The sequence below is a fragment of the Candidatus Omnitrophota bacterium genome, assembly GCA_016929445.1.
In the GTDB taxonomy this organism is placed as follows: Bacteria; Omnitrophota; Gorgyraeia; order JAFGIU01; family JAFGIU01; genus JAFGIU01.
The window spans coordinates 1-6,160 of the sequence record JAFGIU010000095.1; the positions used below are offsets into that span (position 1 = coordinate 1).

Here is a 6,160-nt window from a genome sequence, read left to right on the forward strand (position 1 = left end):
ACCCCAAGCTTAGCGGGGAAGATACTCTTAAGCTCTTTATTAACGAGAGCTTATCGCAACTCACCCGTGCCATGGAACAATCCCGCACTTAATCCGGAATTTTTGGCCTGGGTCCCTTGAAAGCGCACTCATCTCAGCTATACTTCTTTTAATAAAAGTTCCCATATAAATATTCAGAAATGCTCTTTTGAGCTTGGGATCCGTTGCAATCAGCGTCTGGGGCAGACGCTTTTTACGGAGGTGCGTGCATGAAGAGGAGACAACAGCGCAGGGGTCGTTTGATTCATGTGAAGGGGTATACCAATGTTTTCGGCAGGAGAGTCAGAGGCTATTGGCGGCACATGCCTTCGAAATAAGACTTCTCTGACCCAGAAAGTTGCTGGCCGATGACGGACCCGGTTAGATCCATTGAGTGGCGCTGGCCGGGTCCTTTTTTGCGTGTGTGTTTGACACTGAATGCACGCACTAGTATCCTCTTCATTGAGTAGCAGTTCCGTGGTTTTGGGGACACTCACAGGAGGGGGCTATGTCCGAAAGTTCTAAACGGCTGGGGTTCCGGCCCAGGCGTAAATATTTCCTCAGGGAGAGCATACAGCCGGTGCTGATGCTCAAGGTTTATCTAATGCTGCTGATAGTGACCCTATCGAGCAGCCTTTTCTTTTATGCCATGGGCAAGCACGCGGTGATCAACGGTCTGTTCGAAGGACGCCTCAGTTTCCAAAGTGGTTTTGCCAGCATGCTGTCTCCGCTTTTGTCGATCAATATCCTGATCTTGCTGTGCGCGGTTTTGCTGGTAATCCAGATCACGCATGCGATTGCAGGGCCGATCTTCAGGCTGAATCGCTTGGCCGAGGAAGCCGGGGACCAGGGCTTGATCCGGCAGGTGCGTTTCCGCGAGTCCGACCGCATGGAACAGCTCGAGGCAGCGATCAACGGCATCCTGCTCAATTGGGGGACCCAATTGGACAAAACCGTCGCTGATCTGGAGGACATGACCGAGCGCCTTAAGCGAATGAGTCAGACTCTGGGCAGCACGAATGAGGGGAATCTGGGGGCTGTGCAGCAGGAGCTGTCCCAGGTGACCACCACGTGTGAAGCGCTCAAGGCCGTGCTCGCCGAGGCGCGGGAGGCGTAGATGCTCAGACGGGCAACAGGGATCTGTCTGAGCCTCGGGCTCCTGCTTCTGATTGCGGGATCGCTTCATGCGTCCCCGCTCAAAGAGTTTAATTTTGACAGCACGGAATCGCTCGAGGAATGGGAAGAAAAGATTATCCAGGGCCACGTTCATTACGAGCTTGTGGATGAAGGACAAGGCGCCTATGTGCGCGCGCAATCGGACAGCGCTGCCTCGGGTTACTACTACAAGGTTCGTTACAGTGTCGAAGAATTGCCCATGATTAGTTGGCAGTGGCGTGTGAGCCATTTCCCGGACAAGCCCCCGCCAGAGAATATCGCCGAAAAAGACCAGGATGACTTTGCCGCACGCGTGTATGTTATTTTCCCCGCGCTACTCTTTACAAACTCCCAAGCATTGGAATACGTGTGGTCCGAGACGTTGCCCGAAGGCACGATTGAAAGCAGCGCGTTTTCCGGCAATATCAAAATCTTTGTGGTTCAGAGCGGGCCGGGCGCTAAGGGGGAGTGGTTTTTTGAGGAGCGCAATGTTTATGAGGACTACACCGCGGCCTTTGGCCGTCCCCCGAAAGCCAGGGCAGGGGCTGTGGCCTTTATGACGGATTCGGATAACACAGAGACTCTGGCCGGCGCTTCCTTTGACGAAATCAAATTCGGCTACAAGAAGGAGTAATCATGCGAACCAAAGCGAGATTCTTCTTAACCTCTAAACTGGCCAGGCGATACCTGTATTTGTTTCTGATCGTGATGTGGATGCCGGCCCTGTTTGTGGGCGCGTGCCTTTATCACGTGATCTTTCGTGTCGTGGCGGAAGAGCTGGCCATGCCGGAAACCATCCTCATGCATTTACTGCCTGCCCTGGAGCGTGTGAATACCATTATGTGGTTTGCGCTGCCCGCGCTCTTTATCCTTCTTTTGCTTTGGGCCATGACCGTGGCCCACCGTCTGATCGGGCCTGTCCAGCGCTTGGAGAGGGAACTCGATACCATATTGGAAGGAAAGGATCCTTCCCGGCGCATTCATTTGCGGCAAGGGGATGATTTAAAGCCCGTGGCCGACCGCATCAACCGGCTTCTCGACAGCATGCGCTGATGGGACGGGGGAATCCGGGCAAAACACGGGAAAGAGATCGAGAAAATCGTGGTGCCTGAAGGAATAGAGAGTGGAATCTTCCGCAGCCACTGCGGTGTATGCACTGGGTCTTACACTCAGCAGGGCTGTCTCTCCGAAACTATCTCCTGCCTCCAGTAAGTCCTGCTCCTCCGTGTCATTTCGCTGTAAGTAGATCGAGCCTTCCAGCAAGTAGAAGAAGCGCATGAGGCGCTCATCCTGCTTAATAAGGAATTCTCCCTGCCCGAAGCTTAATGTCTCCCGTCTGAGCCAGAGGTTGTGAATCTGGATTGCATTACAGCTGCGGAACAGGGGAAGAGCGAGCAGCTGGGTCCAGTCCCCTTCCGGTATTTGTTCGGATCCGTTGCGCAAAAAGAGCCCTGCCGCGGTCCGCGGAATAATCAGGAGTTCCGTATTCTCCGCTGCGACAAGAAGGGGATTGCCTTGGGAGGCCAGTCTCAAACACTGGCCGTCCAGACTGTGCCCGCTGCGCAGGTTGGCCAGAATCCGGGTCTTGCCAAAGGGGCTGACCTCCTTAACCTGCAATTCGCCGCTGATAACTTCATACCAGGCCTCGGGCGGGCAATCGGATTCAAGGATCACGCAGCCCTTTGTGAAACGCCGGAACAGCATTTTGCTGGCCAGAGCCGAAGCATGCCCCAGAGGGAGGCCGTGGGTGCTCAAAAATTTGCGGGCGCCCGCAGTGCGTTGTGTCAGGGAGGGAAGGGCGGGCAGGGCGTTGACTCTGGACCACTTGGCCGCACTCTTGGAGCGGGAGCGCAGAAGGACTCGCCAGTATTCGCGATCCTCCCAGGGAAGTTCCTCAATGGCGCTCTCCAGAGCTCTGCGGGTCACGTTCCAGCCCAGGTAGTTGGCGCTGATCTGTTGCAGGCGCTCAAAGGCCGCAACCAGAGAGGCGCTGCGCCGGTCATAGGCCATGTGCAATTTGCCGAAACGGATCCAAAGATCCGTGCCCTGAGTGCGCGCGAGCACATTGGAGATAGCCGATTGAGTTAGGCTGCCGGAAAGCCTCCGGGCTGTCCAAAGCAGCGTGTCCACAATCACACTAAAGTGATGCGGGAGGCGCTCCAGCGAGTTGGGGGCGGAATCCTCTCCGGGAATCAAGGACACGCATTGGGGCGTAATGCATTGGCTATTGCGGAGCAGGGCCCAAAAGCCCAGGCATTGCAGGGCCAGGCCAAAAGAAAGGAAAACAGGATCCGGGCATTGCATGCGGGAGGCCGGAATGCATGCGAGCACCCACAGGGAGCTTCCGCCCAAAGCACTGAGCAAAGACCACGCGTATTTGCCCGGGGCGCGCGCAACCACCAGGCCCAGCAGTGTGAGCGCGCTGGCCAGGGCCCAGAGAGCCAAGGAACCGCTATCCGCGCCCATCCCGATGGCATTCCAGAAAAAGACCGCGAGGAGCGCACTGCAAATCCACATGGCCATGGCAGAATAGGCCCGGAATCCCGGGATCAGGATCCGGAGCGCGGTGAAAGAGGCATAGAGGGCAGTGCACGCAAAAAGTATGCTGAGCCCCCACTCGCCTATGAGAGGCAAGCGCAAGGCCTGTCCTGCGGCTGCCGTGCCTGCCAGGAGCAGCCCGGACCAGAAGGCGTAGACAAAGGCCAGGAAGCGCAAGCCATGCCCCTCGCCGCTGCGCCCGGCCCCGTCGGCAATGCGCGTTAAGCAAAGGCCCGATATCAGCGAAAGGACCATGGGAATGCTTCCTTCAAAATGCACGGAGGGGACCGTGTGGAGCAGTATGAAGAGCAGCACAAAGAGCCCTGCCCCCACAAAGAGAGAGTCCTTTCCCAGTTTTTTGCCGGAGCGCGGCAGATGCACCCATTGCGCTGCGCTGCGCAGAGGCAGGAAAAGCTGGATTCCGATGAGCGCAAGGCCCAGGGCCACTCCCGTATACGCGCCCGCAATCAAGACACGGGCTCCCCAGGCAAAGTGGCTCCAGCCGGAGAGGCCGAACCACCGAACCCACTGCGCAAAAGAGGCGCACAGCCCGGTCCACAGGAGTGTCCACGCAAAAGTATAGAGACCCAGGTGGAGCAGGTCGCGTTCTCTATTGTGCAGAGAGCGGCGTTCTCCCCAAGGGGCAAGATGGGCGAGAAAGTGGAACCAGTGCTGTAAAGGGTTGGAAGTCTCGACAATCTCTCTCCACCATCGCGTTGCTTCTGTTGGGCCGACCGGGCACAGGTGGCACACAGTGCGGCAGACACTGACCAGACAGATAAGTTCAATAGCGCCTCGCCAGGCTCCAAAAGGGAGACTGAGTGCCAGGGCCCCGAAATAGCCGGGCGCGGCCGATTCACAGGCCAGCCCCCACTGGGCCGAGGCGATGCGCGCACCGCCGATCTGCCATACCGGTGAGCTGCGATCCACGGACCAGACCGGCCAAAGCGGGAGGCCCCTCAACCTCAAGGTCACGGGTGAAATCCCCCGGCTGCGTCCCACAAGGCCCACCACCCTGGCGTGGCCGAGGCTCAGGAGCCCCTGGGCGGCCCACACAACAAAAAGGTCCCAGAACCAGTAGCCTGTGCCCAGTCCGATGCGCCCCATTTGGGGAAGCACCTGGGTCCAAAGCAGAAAGGCTCCCAATCCGCTCAAGGCCAGAAGCAAGAACGCGCTCATGGGTTTGAGCCATCCGCTCGCGGCCTCTTGTGAAATATTCTCCAGAGAATTTCTGATCCATACTTTTTGATAGAGCGGCCTCAGCTGCGCCAGCACTGCGCCCAGCGCCCGTGCCGCAGCCCAAGTGCCGCGATAGCCCCAGCTAGGGTGTTCCGGTTCCGCCAAATAGCCCGCTTGTCTGAGGCGCGCCAGCAAACGCAAAAGTCCGCCAAAGTTTAAGGTCCCGAATTCCTGAAGGTGTCCTAAGCTAAGGCCGTGAAGGGTGTGGGAGCCGTCCATGCGATTTAAGAAGAAGAGCTCTTCTTCGGAAAAGAAGTCGGAGGAATCGGCTTTGAACGCAGAGGAATCCTCGGAAATCAGCTGGGTTATGTCAGGTTTGAGAACCGGCCTGTACGTATCAAACCAGGCTAGGGTCGAACAGGGGATCATAGGTGCATAACTCCAAGTCTTGACGAAGTTTAGCAGTTGTGAAACGCTGTTGTCAACGAATTTACGCTTTTGAAGTCAGACAGGAGGATGTGTGAGCCCCAGAAAAGGTAAGAAGAAACGGAAAATCATTCGAAGGAATCTTCCTAAGAAGAAGACAGCAAGCGGGCCGAGCCGTAACACGACCATGGCTGCACACGGGCGCCGCACGCGCAGCCATCAAGCGCGCACAGTGGAAGGCTTTCTTATTCTCAATGAACGCGGCTTTGGATTTGTGGGTTCCGGGGGCAAGAAAGAAGACGATGTGTACGTGCCCGAGGAACTCACGCGCGGTTATTTTGCCGGAGACAAGGTGCGCGTGGAAGTCAGCCGTTTGTGGCGCGGAAAAGAACGTGCGGGAAAAATTTGGTTGATAGAGCGCACGCGCAAAGAAATTTTAGGAAGGTTGAGCCATTTGCGCGGGGGCGGTTGGGTTCTTTGGCCCGACCCCGAAGAGGCCCGCTGCCAATTCGGAGTCGAGGGATCCCGCAAAGGGCAGGGCGTGGAGGACGGGGATCTGGCCCTTTTGCAGATCACTCGTTTCCCCGGGGATAAACAGAGCGCCAAGGGCAAGATCATCAAGGTGCTGGGCCAGCCCGGAGCGCCCGAAGTGGAGATGGAGCGCATTATCCGCCGCCATGAACTGCGCGTGCCTTTTCCCCGCGCTGCGCTCAAGGAGGCCGGGACCCTGGAATTTTCATTGGGCCGGCGCAAGCGCCGCGATTTGCGCGAAGCCGAAATCGTGACCATTGACGGCGAGTCTGCTCAGGATTTTGACGACGCCGTGGGGCTGGAGGCCTTGGGC

5 protein-coding genes are annotated in these 6,160 nt (G+C 57.4%); 4 read left to right on the forward strand and 1 reads right to left on the reverse strand.

From position 1 onward, the window contains the following. The first annotated feature begins 526 nt into the window (after positions 1-526). From JW937_07690 to JW937_07700, 3 genes are read left to right on the forward strand one after another with little or no spacing between them, the layout of a single operon-like run. Entirely contained in the window at positions 527-1,135 is a 609-nt protein-coding gene (locus JW937_07690; GenBank protein ID MBN1587296.1) for a hypothetical protein, read from the forward strand. Then, positions 1,136-1,807 carry a DUF3047 domain-containing protein gene (locus JW937_07695; GenBank protein MBN1587297.1) on the forward strand — a complete coding sequence of 224 codons (672 nt, stop codon included), beginning with the start codon at positions 1,136-1,138 and terminating at the stop codon, positions 1,805-1,807. Between the two features lie 2 nt (positions 1,808-1,809). Beyond that, positions 1,810-2,226 carry a hypothetical protein gene (locus tag JW937_07700; GenBank protein ID MBN1587298.1) on the forward strand — a complete coding sequence of 139 codons (417 nt, stop codon included), beginning with the start codon at positions 1,810-1,812 and terminating at the stop codon, positions 2,224-2,226. Here the strand turns inward: JW937_07700 and JW937_07705 are convergent. After that, complete coding sequence (locus JW937_07705; GenBank protein ID MBN1587299.1) at positions 2,176-5,319, reverse strand: cyclic nucleotide-binding domain-containing protein; 3,144 nt, start codon at positions 5,317-5,319, stop codon at positions 2,176-2,178. The genes JW937_07700 and JW937_07705 overlap by 51 nt on opposite strands. A 91-nt stretch (positions 5,320-5,410) precedes the next feature. Between JW937_07705 and JW937_07710 the strand changes: the two genes are divergently transcribed. After that, the coding region (locus tag JW937_07710) for a hypothetical protein (protein ID MBN1587300.1) at positions 5,411-6,160 on the forward strand (750 nt) is incomplete at its 3' end.

Coding starts and splice junctions, on each gene's coding strand:
- JW937_07690 (MBN1587296.1), top strand. CDS start 527: ATGTCCGAAAGTTCTAAACGGCTGGGGTTCCGGCCCAGGCGTAAATAT.
- JW937_07695 (MBN1587297.1), top strand. CDS start 1,136: ATGCTCAGACGGGCAACAGGGATCTGTCTGAGCCTCGGGCTCCTGCTT.
- JW937_07700 (MBN1587298.1), top strand. CDS start 1,810: ATGCGAACCAAAGCGAGATTCTTCTTAACCTCTAAACTGGCCAGGCGA.
- JW937_07705 (MBN1587299.1), bottom strand. CDS start 5,319: ATGATCCCCTGTTCGACCCTAGCCTGGTTTGATACGTACAGGCCGGTT.